At 73.1% G+C, this 16,861-nt stretch carries 13 protein-coding genes; 11 read left to right on the forward strand and 2 right to left on the reverse strand.

Going from position 1 to position 16,861, the window contains the following annotated elements; genetic code table 11:
- Positions 1 to 123: 123 nt before the first annotated feature.
- Positions 124 to 1,908 carry a proline--tRNA ligase gene (locus A4A78_RS11060; RefSeq protein ID WP_062949178.1) on the forward strand — a complete coding sequence of 595 codons (1,785 nt, stop codon included), beginning with the start codon at positions 124 to 126 and terminating at the stop codon, positions 1,906 to 1,908.
- A 22-nt stretch (positions 1,909 to 1,930) separates the two neighbouring features.
- On the opposite strand, the gene A4A78_RS11065 is transcribed toward A4A78_RS11060, so the two are convergent.
- Entirely contained in the window at positions 1,931 to 3,025 is a 1,095-nt protein-coding gene (locus A4A78_RS11065) for a DUF4439 domain-containing protein (protein ID WP_062949180.1), read from the reverse strand.
- Positions 3,026 to 3,152: 127 nt separating this feature from the next.
- Here A4A78_RS11065 and rimP point away from each other — a divergent pair, with 127 nt between their 5' ends.
- From rimP to truB, 7 genes are all read left to right on the forward strand, one after another.
- Entirely contained in the window at positions 3,153 to 3,794 is a 642-nt protein-coding gene (gene rimP, locus A4A78_RS11070) for a ribosome maturation factor RimP (RefSeq protein ID WP_062949182.1), read from the forward strand.
- A gap of 1 nt (position 3,795) precedes the next feature.
- Positions 3,796 to 4,782, forward strand: a complete 987-nt coding sequence (gene nusA / locus A4A78_RS11075) for a transcription termination factor NusA (RefSeq protein WP_010551373.1) — start codon at positions 3,796 to 3,798, stop codon at positions 4,780 to 4,782.
- 278 nt (positions 4,783 to 5,060) lie between these two features.
- Positions 5,061 to 5,288 carry a YlxR family protein gene (locus tag A4A78_RS18360; RefSeq protein WP_231881021.1) on the forward strand — a complete coding sequence of 76 codons (228 nt, stop codon included), beginning with the start codon at positions 5,061 to 5,063 and terminating at the stop codon, positions 5,286 to 5,288.
- A gap of 96 nt (positions 5,289 to 5,384) precedes the next feature.
- Positions 5,385 to 8,282: a translation initiation factor IF-2 gene (infB, locus tag A4A78_RS11080; RefSeq protein WP_062949184.1), complete on the forward strand. Its 2,898-nt coding sequence runs from the start codon at positions 5,385 to 5,387 to the stop codon at positions 8,280 to 8,282.
- Between the two features lie 65 nt (positions 8,283 to 8,347).
- Positions 8,348 to 9,457 carry a TRM11 family methyltransferase gene (locus A4A78_RS11085; protein WP_062949186.1) on the forward strand — a complete coding sequence of 370 codons (1,110 nt, stop codon included), beginning with the start codon at positions 8,348 to 8,350 and terminating at the stop codon, positions 9,455 to 9,457.
- Positions 9,454 to 9,978, forward strand: coding sequence for a 30S ribosome-binding factor RbfA (gene rbfA, locus A4A78_RS11090; protein ID WP_062949188.1), 525 nt, complete (start codon positions 9,454 to 9,456; stop codon positions 9,976 to 9,978). Before A4A78_RS11085 ends, rbfA begins: the two co-directional genes overlap by 4 nt.
- On the forward strand, positions 9,975 to 10,922 hold the full coding sequence (gene truB / locus A4A78_RS11095) for a tRNA pseudouridine(55) synthase TruB (RefSeq protein ID WP_062949190.1): 948 nt from the start codon (positions 9,975 to 9,977) through the stop codon (positions 10,920 to 10,922). Before rbfA ends, truB begins: the two co-directional genes overlap by 4 nt.
- Positions 10,923 to 11,037: 115 nt before the next feature.
- On the opposite strand, the gene A4A78_RS11100 is transcribed toward truB, so the two are convergent.
- Positions 11,038 to 12,573: a L,D-transpeptidase family protein gene (locus tag A4A78_RS11100; RefSeq protein WP_062949192.1), complete on the reverse strand. Its 1,536-nt coding sequence runs from the start codon at positions 12,571 to 12,573 to the stop codon at positions 11,038 to 11,040.
- 352 nt (positions 12,574 to 12,925) lie between these two features.
- Here A4A78_RS11100 and A4A78_RS11105 point away from each other — a divergent pair, with 352 nt between their 5' ends.
- From A4A78_RS11105 to A4A78_RS11115, 3 genes are all read left to right on the forward strand, one after another.
- Complete coding sequence (locus A4A78_RS11105; protein WP_062949194.1) at positions 12,926 to 13,942, forward strand: bifunctional riboflavin kinase/FAD synthetase; 1,017 nt, start codon at positions 12,926 to 12,928, stop codon at positions 13,940 to 13,942.
- 154 nt (positions 13,943 to 14,096) lie between these two features.
- Entirely contained in the window at positions 14,097 to 14,366 is a 270-nt protein-coding gene (gene rpsO / locus A4A78_RS11110; protein WP_010551380.1) for a 30S ribosomal protein S15, read from the forward strand.
- Between the two features lie 186 nt (positions 14,367 to 14,552).
- Positions 14,553 to 16,823: a polyribonucleotide nucleotidyltransferase gene (locus A4A78_RS11115; protein ID WP_062949860.1), complete on the forward strand. Its 2,271-nt coding sequence runs from the start codon at positions 14,553 to 14,555 to the stop codon at positions 16,821 to 16,823.
- The last annotated feature ends 38 nt before the right edge of the window (positions 16,824 to 16,861 follow it).

The raw sequence follows: 16,861 nt of genomic DNA on the forward strand, positions 1-16,861 counted from the left end.
CGCAGTGCCGCATGCACGTCCGCAGCGTCACTCCTCGCCCCGCCGGGACCGCGCCGACCAGTAGCATGGCCCCGCGCGGCCCATCGCCGGCTCGCGCCCCCTCGCATCCCGAAAGGCCGCCCCATGCTCCGTCTGTCCACGCTGTTCGTCCGCACCCTGCGGGAGGACCCGTCCGACGCCGAGGTCGCCAGCCACAGGCTGCTGGTGCGCGCGGGCTACATCCGCCGCTCCGCCGCCGGGGTGTACACGTGGCTGCCGCTGGGCCTGAAGGTGCTGCGGAAGGTCGAGCAGATCGTGCGCGAGGAGCAGGACGCGATCGGCGGCCAGGAGGTGCTCTTCTCCGCGCTCCAGCCGCGCGAGCCCTACGAGGCGACCGGCCGCTGGGAGGAGTACGGGCCCACGCTGTTCCGGCTCCAGGACCGTCGCGAGGACGACTACCTCCTCGCCCCCACCCACGAGGAGATGTTCACCCTGACGGTGAAGGACCTGTACTCCTCGTACAAGGACCTCCCGGCGATGCTGTACCAGATCCAGACCAAGTTCCGCGATGAGGCGCGTCCCCGCGCGGGCCTGCTGCGCACCCGCGAGTTCATCATGAAGGACGCCTACTCCTTCGACGTGGACGATGCCGGGCTCGACGCCTCCTACGAGAAGCAGCGCCTGGCCTACCAGCGCACCTTCGAGCGCATCGGCCTGCCCACCGTGATCTGCCAGGCCGACGCCGGCGCTATGGGCGGCTCCCGCTCCGAGGAGTTCCTCCACCCCACGGAGGTCGGCGAGGACACCTTCGTCGTCTCCGACGGCGGCTACGCCGCGAACGTCGAGGCCGTCACCACCCTGCCCCCGGAGGCACTGGACGAGGCCGCCATCGCGGCCCTGCCCGCGATGCACCTGGAGGACACACCCGGCGCGAGCACCATCGCGAAGCTCACCGACTTCTCCAACGGGGCGTTCCCCGGGAAGGGCCGCGTCGCCGAGGACGGGCAGTGGACCCGCTACGAGATGCTCAAGCACCTCGTCTACCTCCTCACCCACCCCGACGGCACCACCGAGCCGCTGGTCATCGCGCTGCCCGGTGACCGCGAGGTCGACCCCAAGCGCCTCGAGGCCGCCGTCGCCCCCGCGATCGCGACCGCCTTCACCGACGAGGACTTCGCCGCGCATCCCGTGCTGAAGAAGGGCTACATCGGCCCCGAGGGCCTGGGCCTGGAGGCGCCGTCCGGGATCCGCTATCTCGTGGACCCCCGCGTCGTGCCCGGCACCTCCTGGGTCGCCGGCGCCGGCGAGAAGGACAAGCACGCCTACGACCTCGTCTACGGCCGCGACTTCACCTCCGACGGCACCATCGAGGCGGCCGAGGTGCGCGACGGCGACCCGGCGCCCGACGGCTCGGGCCCGCTGCGCCTGACCCGCGGCATGGAGATGGGGCACATCTTCCAGCTCGGCCGGAAGTACGCCGAGGCGCTGGGGCTGAAGGTCCTCGACGAGAACGGCAAGTCCGTGGTGGTGACCATGGGCTCCTACGGGATCGGCGTCACCCGCGCGGTCGCTGCGGTCGCCGAGCTGAACCATGACGAAAAGGGCCTGGTCTGGCCGCGGCAGCTCGCCCCGGCCGACGTGCACATCGTCGCCACCGGCAAGGACGCGGCCGTCTTCGAGGAGGCCGAGCGGGCCGCCGCGGAGCTCGAGGCGCGCGGCCTCGAGGTCCTCTACGACGACCGGCCGAAGGTCTCCCCGGGCGTGAAGTTCAAGGACGCCGAGCTGCTGGGCGTGCCCACCTCCGTGGTGATCGGGCGGGGCCTGGCCGAGGGCACCGTCGAGGTGCGCGACCGGGCGAGCGGCACGATCCGCGAGGTCTCGCCGGCGGAGGTCGTCGAAGCCGTCCTCGCCGAGGTGCGCGGGGCCTGACCGTGTCCGTCCGCGGCGGCGCTCAGCCGTCCGCGGGCGGCGGGTCCTCGGCGACCAGGCCCGGCAGCGGGTCCATCCGGTCGACCCGTCCGGCCAGCAGCTCCGCCTCGGCCAGGGCCGCCCCGATGGACAGCGGCCGCCGCTCGAAGGGCGCTGCGCCCGCGAGCGCGAGATGGTCCAGCAGTAGCCCCTGGGAGAGCGTCGTCGGGAGCGTGCCGGCGGTGGCCTCGTCGAGCTGACCGCCGGGCAGCCCGTAGACCGCCTGACGGACCACCACGGGTGCGCCGTCCTCCTCGGCGACGGCGACGAGCTGCTCGGCACGGGTGCGGTGCAGCTCGGTCCGCGCCAGGTGGGCCTCCCGCTCCTCGTCCTCCGAGCGCGCGGCGAGCACCTCGTGGACGTAGCCCGCGTACCACTCCTCCTGCTGGGCCCGCTCGATCGCGCTGCGGTAGTCCTCCTCCGCCCCGATCGAGGGCGGATCCGTGGCGGGCACGTCGCGGCGCGGCACGAGGTCCTCGGCCGACGGGGAGGCGGGCACCTCTCCCGTCCCCGAGGAGGTGCGCAGGCGCAGCGCGATCCAGGCCGAGTGCGCGGCGAGCGCCGAGGTCGCACGGGCGAGGGAGCCGGAGACCTGGCGGGAGGCGTCGGCCGCGAGGTCCCGCAGCTCGACCAGGACGGCGAGCAGCGCGGGGAGGTCGTCGGGGACGTCCGTCAGGGCGGGCGCCGTGGTCGCCTCCGGATCGGGGTCCTCGGACGCCTCGACCTCCCGTTCCTGCTCCGCCCCCGTGAGCAGGGCGCGACGCTGCACCGGCAGCGCCGCGACGAGCACGGTGAGGTCCGCGGCCAGTGCCGGGTCCCCGCCGCTCGAGGTGCTCGTGAGCGCCTCGGCGCCCGCGATCGCCCGCTCGAGCATGGCCAGCAGGTCCCGGCGGTAGAGGTCGTCGATGCCCGGTGGGGGAGGGGTGTACTCCTCGGGGCCGCCCAGGGCGATCCGTCCGCAGCCGCCGAGCGTCCCCGCGCCGAGCGCTCCCGTCGCGAGGGCGAGGACGGAGGTGCGCAGCAGTCGCCGCCGGCCGAGCAGGGGCGGGGGATCGGAGGGGCGGAGGGAGTCGGGCACGGGAGGATTCTCGCATCTGCGCGCCCCGGGACAGCGCGGACGCCGCGCGGACACTATCCTGGTGCCGACGCTCCGGGGCACGTCCCGGGCGGCGAAGTCACCCATATGAGCAGGAGGCGATCAGTCCATGAGCGCACTCGAGGACCACACCGACCTGCGGGAGGCCGCTGCCGCCGTGCTGGACGCCCACGGGCTCGTGCTCGAGGAGGTCGAGCTGGGGCGCGAGGGCGGGATGCCGCGCCTGCGCCTGGTCGTGGACCTGCCCGAGGACGAGCTCGGCAGCGCCGACCTCGACACCGTCGCCGAGGCCTCCCGCGATCTGTCGGCCCGGATCGACGCCGACGACTCCCTGCTGGGCCCCGAGCCGGTGCTGCTGGAGCTCACCACCCCCGGCGTCGAGCGCGCCCTCACCGCGCCCCGCCACTTCCGCCGCAGCCGCGGCCGTCTCCTCGCCCTGCGCACCGCCGCCGGGACCGAGCACCGCGCCCGGCTCCTCGCCGTCGACGGGGAGACCCTGCACCTGCGCCAGGAGCCCGGCCGGGACGACCGCGGCCGGCCCCGGAAGCTCCCCGCCGGCACCGCCGAGCGCCTCGCGCTGCGGATCGACGAGCTCGACGCGGCGCGGGTCGAGGTCGAGTTCGACCCGCCGGACGACCTCGAGCAGCTGCTGGCCGACGCCGCCGCCGACCTCCCCGGGGCAGGCCCCGCCGCCCCGGACACCACGACCGCCGAGACCACCGCGGGGACCACCGCGACGAAGGAGAGCTGAGATGGACATCGACATGGGTGCCCTGCGGGCCCTCGAGCGCGAGCGCGAGATCAGCCTGCCCGTGCTGCTGGACGCGATCCGCTCGGCGCTGCACGCCGCCTACCTGCACACGGACCATCCGGTCCGCGACTCCGAGGTGCTGATCGACGAGCGCACCGGCGAGGTCGCCGTCATCGCCCGCGAGCGCGACGCCGACGGCGTAGTCCTCGAGGAGTGGGACGACACCCCGGAGAACTTCGGCCGCGTCGCCGCGAGCACCGCGCGCCAGGTCATCTTCCAGCGCATCCGCGACCTCGAGGACGACGCGGTGCTGGGCACCTACGCCGACCGCGAGGACGACATCGTCTCGGGGATCATCCAGCAGGGCCGCGACCCGCGCATGGTGCTGGTCGACCTCGGCGAGGTCGAGGCCGTCCTGCCCCCGCACGAGCGGGTGCCGGGGGAGGACTACTCCCACGGCCGACGGCTGCGCGCCTACGTCACCGAGGCCCGCCGCGGCCCGAAGGGCCCGCAGATCATGCTCTCGCGCTCGCACCCGAACTTCGTGCGCCGGCTGTTCGCGCTCGAGGTGCCCGAGGTCGCCGACGGCACCGTCGAGATCGCCGGGCTCGCCCGCGAGGCCGGCCACCGCACCAAGATGGCGGTGCGCGCCACGGTCCCGGGCGTGAACGCGAAGGGCGCCTGCATCGGCCCGATGGGCGCGCGCGTCCGCTCGGTGATGAACGAGCTCGGCGGCGAGAAGATCGACATCGTCGACTTCGACGAGGACCCCGCGGCGTACGTCGCCGGCGCCCTCTCCCCGTCGAAGGTCTCCTCCGTCACCGTGATCGACGAGGTGGGCCGGGCCGTGCGCGCCGTGGTCCCCGAGAACCAGCTCTCCCTGGCGATCGGCAAGGACGGGCAGAACGCCCGCCTGGCCGCGAAGCTCACGGGCTGGAAGATCGACATCCGCCCCGAGGGCGGGGGAGAGGTGCCGGCCGAGGGCTGAGCGCCGCGCACCGCGGCGTCCGACGCCGAGCCCCCGCCGGGGCCCGCGGGACGCCGAGGTGTGTCGCACGCCTCCCCGCTGCGGCCCGGGACGCACCCGTCCGCTACACTGGGGAGGCTGTTCGCCCAGTGGAGACCGCGATCGACCCCCGTCGACCGCCCTCCCGTCCGGGCGGAGGCGCTCGGAACGGAGGAGGTCGCGTCATCGCACGCTCCACCGCACACCGCCCCGAGCGCACATGCGTCGGCTGCCGCCAGGCGGCTAAGCGCGAGCAGCTGGTGCGACTGGTCCGGGAGTCCGCTCCCGACGGCGTCGTCCCACGCGTCCGCGTCGATCCCACGGGATCGGCGCCCGGCCGCGGGGCATGGCTCCACCCCGACGCATCATGTCTCGACCTCGCCCTGCGGCGAGGCGGCCCGGCCCGGTCCTTCCGCGGCAGGGTCGACACCGGGCTCCTCGCCCGGGACCTCGAGGCCTTCGAACCCACCCGTACGTGGAACAGGTAGAAGCACCCATGGACATCCGATGAGTACTCACTCATGAGCACCCTCAGGAACTAATGGTCCGAGCCCTCTTGTCGGCCGGACCGAGACAGGAGAAAAGTGGCTAAGGTCCGCGTCCACGAGCTCGCCAAGGAGCTCGGACAGCCCAGCAAGGTCGTCCTGCAGAAGCTGCAGGACATGGGCGAGTTCGTCCGTTCCGCCTCCTCGACCATCGAGGCACCCGTCGCCCGTCGTCTGCGCCAGGAGTTCCCGGCGGCCGACAGCGCCCCCAAGAAGACCTCCGGCGCCCCCACGCCGGGCTCCGCGCCGAAGCCCGGTGCGAAGCCCGCCGCGAAGAAGCCCGCCGCCGAGGCCCCCGCCGCGCAGAAGCCCGGCCCCCAGAACGCGCCGCAGAAGCCCGGCCCCGCCGCGCCGACCCCGAAGGCCGCGGCCCCTGCCGAGCCCGCGGCGGAGAAGCCCGCCGCGGAGAAGCCCGCGGCGGAGGCACCCCTTCCCTCGGCCAAGCCCGGCGCCCCGGCCCCCAAGCCCGGTGCCCCGGCGCCGAAGCCCGGCGGCGAGAAGTCGTCCGCGCCCAAGCCCGGGAACGAGCGCCCCGCGCCGCGCCCCGGCGCCGCGCGCCCCGGCAACAACCCCTTCGCCAGCTCGCAGGGCATGCCCCGTCCCGGCCGCAAGCCCGGTCAGGGCGGCGGCCAGGGCGGCCCGCGCCCGGGCGGTCCCCGTCCCGGCAACAACCCCTTCGCCACCTCGCAGGGCATGCCCCGTCCGGGCCAGCGTCCGCCGCGTCCCGGCCAGGGCGGCGGCGCCGGCGCCGAGCAGGGCGGTCGCACTCCCCGCGAGGGCGCTCCCCGTCCCGGCGGCGCGCCGCGTTCGGGCGGTCCCCGTCCCGGCATGCCCACCCCGGGCATCATGCGCCAGCACTCCCACGGCGGCCTCGCCGACGCCAACCAGGGCGGCGGCCGCGGTCGCGGCGGCGGCCCGGGCGGACGTCCCGGCGGTGGCGGCGGTCCGGGCGGTCGTCCGGGCGGTGGCGGCGGTCCCGGCCCCCGCGGTCGCGGCGGTCGCGGCGCGACGCAGGGCGCCTTCGGGCGCGGCGGCAAGCCGGCCCGCTCCCGCAAGTCGAAGCGCGCGAAGCGCCAGGAATGGGAGCAGCAGCAGGCTCCCGCCCCGGGCGGCGTCTCGTTGCCCCGCGGCAACGGCGCGACCATCCGCATGCGCCGCGGCGCCTCGCTGTCCGATTTCGCCGATCGCATCGACGTCAACCCCGCGTCGCTGATCACGGTGCTCTTCGCGATGGGCGAGATGGCCACGGCCACCCAGTCGCTGGACGAGGACACCTTCGAGCTGCTCGGCAATGAGCTCGGCTACAAGATCGAGATCGTCTCCCCGGAGGACGAGGAGCGCGAGCTGCTCGAGCAGTTCGACATCGATCTCGACGCGGAGCTCGCCGAGGAGGACGAGGAGGACCGCATGCCGCGGCCCCCGGTCGTCACCGTCATGGGTCACGTCGACCACGGCAAGACCCGCCTGCTGGACACCATCCGCAAGGCGAAGGTCGGTGCGGGTGAGGCCGGCGGCATCACCCAGCACATCGGTGCGTACCAGGTCGACGTCGAGCACGAGGGCGCCGAGCGTCAGCTCACCTTCATCGACACCCCGGGCCACGAGGCGTTCACCGCCATGCGTGCCCGTGGTGCGGACGTCACCGACATCGCGATCCTCGTGGTCGCGGCGGACGACGGCGTGATGCCCCAGACGATCGAGGCGCTGAACCACGCCCAGGCGGCGAACGTGCCGATCGTGGTCGCGGTCAACAAGATCGACAAGCCCGAGGCGAATCCGGAGAAGATCCGGCAGCAGCTGACCGAGTACAACCTGATCGCCGAGGAGTACGGCGGCGAGACGATGTTCGTCGACGTCTCCGCTCGCGAGAACCTGCACATCGACGACCTCCTCGAGGCGGTGCTGCTCACCGCGGACGCCGCCCTCGAGCTCTCGGCGAACCCCGACAAGGACGCGCGCGGCGTGGCCATCGAGGCGAACCTGGACAAGGGACGCGGCCCGGTCGCCACCGTGCTGGTCCAGCAGGGCACCCTGCGGGTCGGCGACGCGATCGTGTGCGGGATCGGCCACGGCCGAGTGCGCGCCATGCTCGACGAGAACGGCGAGAACGTCACCGAGGCGGGTCCGTCCCGCCCGGTGCAGGTCCTCGGCCTCACCTCGGTGCCCGGCGCCGGTGACTCCTTCCTGGTCGCCCAGGACGAGCGCACCGCCCGTCAGATCGCCGAGAAGCGGGAGGCCGCCAAGCGCGCCGCCTCGCTGTCCAAGGCCCGCAAGCGCATCTCGCTCGAGGACCTCAACAAGCACGTCGCCGACGGCAAGATCGAGACCCTCAACCTCATCCTCAAGGGCGACGCGGCCGGTGCCGTCGAGGCCCTGGAGGAGTCGCTGCTGGGCATCGATGTCGGCGAGGGCGTGGACCTGCGGATCATCGACCGCGGCGTCGGCGCGATCACGATGAACAACATCAACCTCGCCGTCGCCTCGGACGCGGTCATCATCGGCTACAACGTCCGGGCCGAGGGCCTGAACGCGGAGTACGCCGACCGCGAGGGCGTGGAGATCAAGTACTACTCGGTCATCTACAACGCCATCGACGAGGTCGAGCAGGCCCTCAAGGGCATGCTCAAGCCGGAGTACGAGGAGGTCGAGCTCGGCTCGGCGGAGATCCGCGAGATCTTCCGCTCCTCCAAGTTCGGCAACATCGCCGGCTCGATCGTGCGCGGCGGCCTCATCAAGCGCGGCGCCAAGGCGCGCATCACCCGTGGCGGCAAGGTCATCGCGGAGAACATCGAGATCGCCGGTCTGCGACGCTTCAAGGACGATGTCACCGAGGTCCGCGAGGGCTACGAGTGCGGCATCAACCTGGGGTCCTTCAACGACCTCCAGCTCGAGGACCTCATCACCACCTACGAGATGCAGGAGAAGCCCCGCAGCTGATCCTGCGACGGCCGGGCACCCCTTCGCCGGGGCGCCCGGCCGCGCCGGCGGGGGAGGAGACCACGATGAGCGAGGTGTCCCTCCTGCTCCGCGCCCCCTCGGCCAATCGCGTCTACGCGCAGGCCGCGGGGGCGCTCTCGCGCGCCGAGGCGCACTGGGTGCTCGGCGCCCATCTCGGTGCGGTGCCCGCCCTGCGGGACCGGGAGGTCGGCGGGATGGCGGGGCTCGAGGTGCGCGGCGCCGCGAGCGGGGAGCGCTCCGAGGCGCTGCTGGCGATGCTCTCGGGCACCCTCGGCGTGCTCGACGTGCAGCAGGAGGACCCCGAGGACCAGGACCGGCCGCTGCTGCGCCCCCGGACCCTGCCCGCCGTGCTGCGCCACCCCTCCGACCTCGAGACCACCCTGCGCTACACCGGCAAGACCAACGAGCAGTTCACCGCCCTGCTGGTGAACCTCGCCGCGGCCCTGTCCACCCGCCGCGCAGGGATCCTCGACGGGACCCTCGACCTGCTCGATCCGCTGTGCGGACGCGGCACCACGCTGAACCGGGCGCTGCGCCTCGGGCTCAGCCCCGTCGGCGCGGAGATCGACCGCAAGGACGTGGAGGCCTACCGGGCGTTCCTCGGCACCTGGCTGCGCACCCACCGCTTCAAGCACACCCTGGAGACCACGCGGCTCACCGTGCACGGCGAGCAGCTGGGCAGCCGGACCGAGGCGGAGCTCGCCCCCGACAAGCAGACCCTGCGCGCCGGCGGAGGGCAGCGCCTGACCCTGCTCGGCTGCGACACCACCCGACTGGGCGAGGTGCTGCCCGGCGGCTCCGTCGACGCGCTCGTCGGGGACCTGCCCTACGGCGTCCAGCACGGCTCCCGCGCGGGCGGCGCCTGGCAGCGCTCCCCGCTCGAGGTGCTGCGCGAGGCGGCGCCCGGGTGGCGCTCGCTGCTGCGCGACGGCGCCGGGGTCGCGCTCGCGGTGAACCGTCGCACCCTCGACCATGCCGAGGCGAGCGCGGTGCTCGCGGACGCCGGGCTGCGCGTGCTCAGCGCCGACGGCGCCTTCCGCCACCGCGTCGACCAGTCCATCGACCGTGACATCCTGCTCGCGGTCCCCTTCGACCATCCCCGCGCCGAGGAGCTCGCCGCTCTCGGCGCCGACCAGGAGGATCCCATCCCATGAACGACAACCCCCGCGCTCTCAAGCTCGCCGACCGCATCAAGGTCATCGTCGCCACCATGCTCGACACCCGGGTCAAGGACCCGCGGCTCGGCTTCGTGACCATCACCGACGTACGCGTCAGCGGCGACCTCCAGCACGCCACCGTCTTCTACACCGTCTTCGGCACCGACGAGGAGCGCGAGGGCACCGCCGCCGCGCTGCACAGCGCCACCGGCATGCTCCGCCGCGAGGTCGGCCGACAGACCGGCGTGCGCCTGACCCCCACCCTCGAGTTCATCGCCGATGCGGTGCCCGAGAACGCGCGGGTCATCGAGGACCTCCTCAGCGAGGCCCGCGGCCGCGACGCGGAGCTCGCCCGCTCCAAGGAGGGCGCCGCCTACGCCGGCGAGGCCGACCCCTACCGCAAGCCCCGCGACGAGGAGGACGAGGACCTCGACGACGCGGACCTGGAGGACGAGGACCTGGACGTCGAGGACCTCGACGACGACGAGGGCGCCGCCCCGGGGCACGAGCGGGCGTGACCTCCGCACCCCACGGCATCCTTCTCGTCGACAAGGCCGAGGACCGCACCAGCCACGACGTGGTCGCCCGCGTGCGCTGGCTGCTGGGGACCAAGAAGGTCGGCCACGCCGGCACCCTCGATCCGATGGCCACCGGCCTGCTCGTGCTCGGCGTCGGGCAGGGCACCCGGCTGCTCACTCATCTCGTCGGCCTGGACAAGACCTACCTCGCCACGATCCGGCTGGGCAGCGCCACCACGACCGACGACCGCGAGGGCGAGCCGCTGGGCGAGCGGGTCGATGCCACCGGGATCGAGGCCGCCCGCCTCGAGGAGGCCCTCGACGGGCTCCGCGGCGACATCCAGCAGGTCCCCTCGACGGTCAGCGCGATCAAGATCGACGGGAAGCGCGCCTACGCCCGCGCCCGCGCGGGGGAGGACGTGCAGCTCGCCGCCCGGCCCGTGCGCGTGCCGCGCTTCGAGATCCTCTCCCGCACCGAGCGGGACGGGCACCTCGACCTCGAGGCCGTGGTCGACTGCTCCTCGGGCACCTACGTCCGTGCCCTCGCCCGCGACCTCGGCGCCGCCCTCGGCGTCGGCGGGCACCTCACCGCGCTGCGCCGCACCGCCGTCGGCCCCTTCGTGGTCGAGGACGGCGTGCACGTCCCCGCCCGCGGGGAGGGCGACGACGTGGACCTGCCCCTGCACGGGCTCGGCGAGATCGCCGCGCGCGTGCTGCCGGTGCTGGAGGTCTCGGAGGACGAGGCCGCGGCGCTCGGGACGGGCAAGCGGATCCGTTCCGCGCAGGAGCTGCGAGCGCCCTCCCGGCCCCATCCCGCGCACGCCGGACCGGAGGACGCCTCAGTCGCGGCCCTCGATACGGCCGGCCGCCTGGTGGCCGTCCTGCAGCGCGAGGGACGGGACTGGCACCCCCGGCTCGTCGTGCCCGAGGACACCCGCCGCTGAGCCGCCGCGCCCCCCGTGGGCGGGGATCGCCGCACCAGGGCTCGCACGGAGAGAGGGCCCCTCCCGTTCCCGGGAGGGGCCCTCTCTCACTGCCGTGCGGGGGAGCGGGGACCGCTCAGCGGTGCACCACCGTCTTGGTGCCCATGCTGGCCCAGTCGTACAGCCACTTCGCATCGGAGACCGGCAGGTTGATGCAGCCGTGCGAGCCGGAGTACCCGAAGGAGGAGCGCCACGGCGCGCCGTGGAACCCGTACCCGTGGTGGAAGTACTGCACCCAGGGGACGTCAGGGGTGTAGTAGTACTTCGGATGGCCCTCGGGGTAGTACGCCGCGTTGGTCATGTCCTGACGGTCGTAGCGCAGGTAGATCTCGTAGGTGCCGGTGGGGGTCTCGTTGCCCTCCTTGCCGTCGACCATCGAGCGCGGGCCCCAGACGGGGGTGTCGCCCACGTAGGCGGTGACCGTCTTGTTGGTGAGGTCGACGTCGATCCACTTCTCGCCGGTCGGCTCGGCGGCGGGCTCCTCGTCCTTCGACTCCTCGTCCTTCTTCTCGTCGTCCGAGGACTTCTCCTCGTCCTTCTCCTCCTCGTCCTTCGGCGCGTCGACCTTGTCGACCTCGGCCTCGAGCTTCTTGGTCTCGAAGGCGGCCTCCAGGGGAGTGGTGCCCTTCAGCGCGGTGATCAGCTCATCGGCGACGGCGTCGGTGTTGGTGATCTCCAGGCCGTCCTTCTTCTCGGAGACGACCTTGACGACCTCGCCGGCCTCGTCGACCTGCTCGATGCCGTTCTCCGGCTCGACGGCGTCCTTGTCGGCGCGGGTGGCGACCCACTCGCGCACCGCGTCCTCGTCCACCGCGATGGTGAGGTTCTCGCCGGACTCGTCCGGGGCCACGGAGATCCAGTCGCTGCGGCGCTCGGCGGAGACCTCGTGGGTCTCGCCGTCGGCGCCGGAGATCGACATGGGCTGCTCGAGCAGCGAGGAGATCGTGCCGACGACCTCCTCGGCCTCCTCGGTGGTGATCGCGGGGGCGATCTCCTCGATCGGCTGCTCCACGGAGAAGCTCTCGAGGGCGGGGGCCTTGGACTTCACGGCCTCGACGAGGGTCTGCGGGTCCACGCCCTGGCCGTTGCGACCGGGCTCGACGTTCCAGGCCTGCGCCTCCTCGTCGAAGACGACCTGCGCATCGACCGGGGTGGTCATGTCCTCGGGGACCAGGCCCTTCGCGAACTCGGCCACGGCGGCCTCGTCGACCTCGACGACCGGCTCGACGCTGTGCTCGCCGGACCAGGTCGAGGAGATGACCGCGGGCAGGGAGTCGTCGCGCTCGAGCGCCGCGGCGGCCGTCGCGGCGGAGTCGACGCTCACGCCGAGGTCCGACAGCGGCACCTCGAGCTGCTGGTCGCCGGCGGTCACCGAGACCTTCACGGACTCGCCGTGCTCGGTCACCAGGGCGGCGATCTCCTCGGGGCTCTTCCCGGAGACGTCCTGGCCGAGCACCATGGTGCCCGGCAGCGCGCGGCCCTCGAACTGCTTGGCGTAGGCCAGCGCCCCGCCGGTGAGGATCACGGCGAGGACGGCGACGATCGCCACGAGGATCAGCGCGACCCGGCGACGGCTGCGGCCACCCGGGGCCGTATCGGTCACGTTCGTCATGGATCCAGATCCGTTCTCGGCGGCCGTCGTGCCCGCCCTCGGCTCGCGCCGCAGGGCACAGGGGTCCCTCCCCGGCGCCGCCTTCCGTCCGAGAGTAACGGAGCGTCCCGCGCACTACCACGATGTCCGGCCCGAGGTTCGTCACAGCTCGGCAACAGCCGCGGTCCAGGTCGCACTCGGGCAGGTGGCCCGGAGCACGCCCCGGGGAGTCGGGGCCGTGGCGACGTCGGATGGCCCCGGCCTGCGAGCGCTACAGTGTCCTCCGGCGAACCCGCCGTCGCAGCCCGCCCGCCGGGGCGGCGGAGCACGGGTGCGCGGACCGCACCCGGCATCGGAAGGACCTGAGCGCGTCGTGACCCGCCTCCCCATCTGGCACTCCGCCCTGGAGGTGCCCGCCGAGCTCGGCGAGACCGCGGTCTCGATCGGGAACTACGACGGCGTCCACCGGGGGCACCGCTTCGTGCTGGACCAGCTGCGCCGCCACGCCGAGGCACGCTCCCTGAGCCCCGTCGCCCTCACCTTCTGGCCGCATCCGCGCCATGTCATGGGCTCGCCCGAGGCGACGCCGCTGCTGACCGGGCACGAGGACCGCGACCGCCTGCTCCTGCTCGCCGGCCTGCACGGCGTGCTCGACCTCGAGTTCACGCTCGACTTCGCCCAGCACTCCCCGGAGGAGTTCGTGCGGATCTTCCTGGTCGAGGGGCTGCGTGCGAAGTGCGTGGTGCTGGGGGAGGACGCCCTGTTCGGCCGCGCGAACGCGGGGAACATCGACACCATGCGCGAGCTGGGGGAGAAGTACGGCTTCGAGGTCGTCACCGCCCCGGACCTCGGCCCCGAGGGCGCGGGCACCGGCCGGATCTCCTCCTCGGGGATCCGTCGCGACCTCCTCGCCGGCGACGTGCGCGCCGCGAACGAGGCGCTGGGCAGGCTGCACACCGTCACCGACGTGATCCACCACGGCTTCCGCCGCGGCCGCGAGCTCGGCTTCCCCACCGCGAACCTGGGCCCGCAGCCGCAGGGCCTGATCCCCGCCGACGGCGTCTACGCCGGCTATGCGACGGTCACCGCCCAGGAACCCTCGCACGCGGGGGACGAGCCGCTGGCCGGCGCCCCGGCGACGATCTCCATCGGCACCAATCCCACCTTCGAGGCCGACGGCGCGCCCCGCCGCACCGTCGAGGCGTACGTGCTCGGCGACCACGACCTCCACCTCTACGGCGACACCGTGCGCCTGGAGTTCGTCGAGTTCCAGCGGCCCACGCTGAAGTTCGACTCGATCGACGCACTCGTGGAGCAGATGGCCGAGGACGTCGAGGTGACCCGCCGCACTCTCGAGGCGGAGCGCTCCCGGAGCGACCTGGGCTCCTGATATCCTTCTCGAGCCGTCATATCGGCCGCGGAGAGCGATCCCGCCCCCAGCAACTGCCCACCCGCAAGGGCGAGGTGCGCTCGGGGGCCGCTCGTCGGAAGAGCCCGGGGCAGAAGGCCCCGGCGCGCCGCGCAACGACCTGAGGAGAACCAGTATGGCCTTCGATTCCGCCACCAAGCAGGCGATCATCTCGGAGTACGCGACCGGCGAGGGCGACACCGGTTCGCCCGAGGTCCAGACCGCGCTGCTCACCCACCGCATCACCTACCTGACCGAGCACCTCAAGACCCACAAGCACGATCACCACACGCGCCGTGGTCTGATGCTGCTGGTCGGTCAGCGCAAGCGCCTCCTGAAGTACCTCCAGGAGAACGACATCGAGCGATACCGTGCGCTGATCAAGCGCCTCGGCATCCGCCGTTGATCCCCTCCGCCGCTCGCCCACAGGGCGGGCGGCGGTGTCGTATGTCCGCCCCCGACCAGGTTCGGTCCTCGGCAGTGGCCTGCGGATCGGGCGACCGGAGACCCCGGTCCCGCCCGGGAGCCGCGGGTGACTGACGAAGGCCGCACCGGCAGGGGCACCCCTCAACCAAGGAGATCCCCCATGGCCATGGAAGGCCCTGAAATCACCGCCACCACCGCCGTCATCGACAACGGCGCCTACGGTCGTCGCGAGGTCCGCTTCGAGACCGGCCGCCTCGCCCAGCAGGCCGCCGGCGCCGTGTCCGTCTACCTCGACGACGACACCATGGTGTTCTCGGCGACCGCCGTGTCGAACAAGCCGAAGGAGCACTTCGACTTCTTCCCCCTCACCATCGACGTCGAGGAGCGCATGTACGCCGCGGGCCGCATCCCCGGCTCGTTCTTCCGTCGCGAGGGCCGCCCCGGCACCGACGCGATCCTCGCCGCCCGCCTCACCGACCGCCCGCTGCGCCCCGCCTTCGTCAAGGGCCTGCGCAACGAGGTCCAGGTCGTGCTCACCGTCATGGCCTGCAACCCCGAGGACGCCTACGACGTCGTCGGCATCAACGGCGCCTCCGCCTCCACCCAGATCTCCGGTCTGCCCTTCTCGGGCCCGATCGGCGGCGTGCGCATCGCGCTCATGCCCGACGCGCAGGGCGGCGGCCAGTGGGTCGCCTTCCCGACCTTCGCGCAGCTGGACGAGGCCGTCTTCTCGATGGTCGTCGCCGGTCGCATCGTCGAGGACGACGTCGCGATCATGATGGTCGAGGCCGAGGCCACCGACAACTCCTGGACCCTCATCAAGGAGCAGGGCGCGATCGCCCCGACGGAGGCCGTCGTCGCCGAGGGCCTCGAGGCCGCCAAGGTCTTCATCCGCAGCCTGTGCGTGGCGCAGCAGGAGCTCGCCGCGAAGGCCGCGAAGCCCGTGCGCGAGTTCCCGCTCTTCCTGGACTACCAGGAGGACGCCTACGGCATCGTCGAGGCTGCCGCGACCGAGCGCCTGGCCGAGGTCATGTCCATCGCCGCGAAGACCGAGCGCGAGGAGCGCACCGAGCAGCTGCTCGGCGAGGTCACCGCCGAGCTGACCGCCGAGGGCGCGCAGCTCGAGGGTCGCGAGTCCGAGGTCTCCGGCGCCTTCCGCGCGCTGACCAAGCAGGTTGTGCGCAAGAAGGTCCTCACCGAGGGCGTCCGCATCGACGGCCGCGGCCTGCGCGACATCCGCGCGCTCTCCGCCGAGGTGGAGGTGCTCCCGCGTGTGCACGGCTCGGCCCTGTTCCAGCGCGGCGAGACCCAGATCCTGGGCGTCTCCACGCTGAACATGCTCAAGATGGAGCAGCAGATCGACTCCCTCGGGCCGGTCGACCGCAAGCGCTACATCCACCACTACAACTTCCCGCCGTACTCCACCGGCGAGACCGGCCGCGTCGGCTCCCCGAAGCGCCGCGAGGTGGGCCACGGCATGCTCGCCGAGCGTGCCATCGTGCCGGTGCTGCCCAGCCGCGAGGAGTTCCCCTACGCGATCCGTCAGGTGTCCGAGGCCCTCGGCTCCAACGGCTCGACCTCGATGGGCTCCGTCTGCGCCTCGACCCTCTCGCTTCTGAACGCCGGCGTGCCGCTGCGCGCCCCGGTCGCCGGCATCGCGATGGGCCTGATCTCGGACACGGTGGACGGAGAGACCCGCTACGCGGCCCTCACCGACATCCTCGGGGCCGAGGACGCCTTCGGTGACATGGACTTCAAGGTCGCCGGCACCTCCGAGTTCGTCACCGCCATCCAGCTGGACACCAAGCTCGACGGCCTGCCCGCCTCGGTGCTCACCGGCGCCCTGTCGCAGGCCCACGAGGCGCGTCTGGCGATCCTCTCGGTGCTGGGCGAGGCGATCGACGCGCCCGACGAGATGAGCCCGCACGCCCCGCGCGTGCTCGCGGTGACCATCCCCGTCGACAAGATCGGCGCGGTCATCGGCCCGAAGGGCCAGATGATCAACCAGATCCAGGACGACACCGGCGCCGACATCACCATCGAGGACGACGGCACCGTCTACATCGGCGCGACCGACGGCCCCTCGGCCGAGGCGGCCCGCTCCGCGGTCAACGCCATCGCCAACCCGATGGTCCCCGAGGTCGGCGAGCGCTATCTCGGCACCGTCGTGCGCGTGGTCGACTTCGGCGCCTTCGTCTCGCTCACCCCGGGCAAGGACGGCCTGCTCCACGTCACCCAGCTGCGCAAGCTCAACGGCGGCAAGCGGGTCGAGAACGTCGAGGACGTCGCCAAGGTCGGCCAGAAGATCGAGGTGGAGATCCGCGAGATCGACGCCCGCGGCAAGATCTCCCTCGCCGTGATCGAGGACGAGGCCGAGTCCGCCGAGGCCGTCGAGTCGCAGGCGTCCGTCGCCGCCGAGGAGACCACCGCCGAGTGATCCTCGTGCCGTGATCCGTCCGCCCGCCCGCAGGAGCC

It is taken from the genome of Brachybacterium sp. sponge, from assembly GCF_001613775.1.
Lineage (GTDB): Bacteria > Actinomycetota > Actinomycetes > Actinomycetales > Dermabacteraceae > Brachybacterium > Brachybacterium conglomeratum.

What these genes read in the sequence shown, in the direction of transcription:
- A4A78_RS11060 (WP_062949178.1), top strand. Translation starts at nt 124, where the DNA reads ATGCTCCGTCTGTCCACGCTGTTCGTCCGCACCCTGCGGGAGGACCCG.
- rbfA (WP_062949188.1), top strand. Translation starts at nt 9,454, where the DNA reads ATGAACGACAACCCCCGCGCTCTCAAGCTCGCCGACCGCATCAAGGTC.
- nusA (WP_010551373.1), top strand. Translation starts at nt 3,796, where the DNA reads ATGGACATCGACATGGGTGCCCTGCGGGCCCTCGAGCGCGAGCGCGAG.
- rimP (WP_062949182.1), top strand. Translation starts at nt 3,153, where the DNA reads ATGAGCGCACTCGAGGACCACACCGACCTGCGGGAGGCCGCTGCCGCC.
- A4A78_RS11115 (WP_062949860.1), top strand. Translation starts at nt 14,553, where the DNA reads ATGGAAGGCCCTGAAATCACCGCCACCACCGCCGTCATCGACAACGGC.
- A4A78_RS11085 (WP_062949186.1), top strand. Translation starts at nt 8,348, where the DNA reads ATGAGCGAGGTGTCCCTCCTGCTCCGCGCCCCCTCGGCCAATCGCGTC.
- A4A78_RS11100 (WP_062949192.1), bottom strand. Translation starts at nt 12,573, where the DNA reads ATGACGAACGTGACCGATACGGCCCCGGGTGGCCGCAGCCGTCGCCGG.
- rpsO (WP_010551380.1), top strand. Translation starts at nt 14,097, where the DNA reads ATGGCCTTCGATTCCGCCACCAAGCAGGCGATCATCTCGGAGTACGCG.